This is a genomic window from Rhizobacter sp. P1_G5 (genome assembly GCF_056405435.1).
Window position 1 is genome coordinate 1 of record NZ_JBFUCB010000976.1, and the last position, 1,414, is coordinate 1,414.

1 protein-coding gene is annotated in these 1,414 nt (G+C 68.6%); it reads left to right on the forward strand.

The genetic code is table 11. The annotated features are described in order from the left end of the window. Positions 1–1,414: polyamine aminopropyltransferase (locus AC1D12_RS33315; protein ID WP_477845374.1), on the forward strand; the 1,414-nt coding region annotated here is incomplete at both ends.

Sequence of the window (1,414 nt, forward strand, 5' to 3'; positions counted from 1 at the left end):
ATTCGATCCTGCAGTTCTCGACCATCATCGGCAGCTACCTGTTCGCGATGGGCATCGGCTCGTACCTGTCGCGCTTCTTCGAGCGGCAGATCATTGCGCACTTCCTGCGCATCGAGCTGCTGGTGGGGCTGGTCGGCGGGCTGATGCCGCTCGCGCTGTTCGCGCTGCAGACGCTGGCCGCACCGTCGTTCCGCTTCGCGCTGTATGCGCTGGTGCTGCTGGTGGGCACGCTGGTGGGGCTGGAGATCCCGCTGGTGATGCGCATCCTGAAGCRCCACTTCCGCGAACGCTATGCGCTGAAGGACCTGGTCTCGCAGGTGCTGACCTTCGACTACCTCGGCGCGCTGGTCGTCGCGATCGCGTTCCCGCTGCTGTTCGTGCCGCAGCTCGGGCTGATCCGCACCGGCGCGTTCTTCGGGCTGCTGAATGCCGCGGTCGCGGTGTGGGCGCTGTGGCTGTTCAGGGGCGAGCTGCGGCGCTGGGGCCTGCATGYGCTCGCGTGCGGCGGCGTCATCGCCGCGCTGCTCGCGGCCTTCGCCGGCGCGGAGCGCGTCAGCAGCTGGGCCGAGGACCGCTTCTACGCCGACCGCATCGTCTACAGCGCGAGCAGCGCCTACCAGCGCATCGTCGTCACCTCGAGCAGCGTCGGCGTGCGGCTGTTCCTGAACGGCAACCTGCAGTTCCACTCGCGCGACGAGTACCGCTACCACGAGGCGCTGGTGCACCCGGCGATGGCCGGCCACGGCGCGCCGCGCCAGGTGCTGGTGCTGGGCGGCGGCGACGGCATGGCGGTGCGCGAGATCCTGAAGTACCCCGGCGTCGAGCAGGTCACGCTGGTCGAGCTCGACCCGCACATGACGACGCTGTTCGCGCAGTCGCCGATGCTGCGCGCGCTGAACGCCGATGCGCTGCATTCGCCGAAGCTGCGCATCGTCAACGCCGACGCCTTCGCGTGGCTGGAGCAGAACCCGGGCGCGTTCGACGTGATCGTCATCGACTTCCCCGATCCGACCAATTTCTCGATCGGCAAGCTCTACACCACCGGCTTCTACCGGCTGGTGGAGCAGCATCTGAACGCGAGCGGCTACGCGGTGGTGCAGACCACCTCGCCGCTGATCGCGCGCAAGAGCTTCTGGACGGTGGCGACCACGCTGGAGGCCGCCGGCCTGCAGGTGACGCCGTACCACGCGCACGTGCCGAGCTTCGGCGAATGGGGATTCATCCTCGCGAGCCGCCGGCCGTACCGCATGCCGACGCAGCTGCCCGAGGGGCTGCGCTTCATCAGCCTCGGTGGGCTGCCGGCGCTGTTCGATTTCCCGATCGACATGGCGCGCGTGCCGGCCGACGTGAACCGGCTGTCGAACCAGGTGCTGGTGCAGACCTTCGAGGACGAATGGGGCAAGGTGCACCAGTG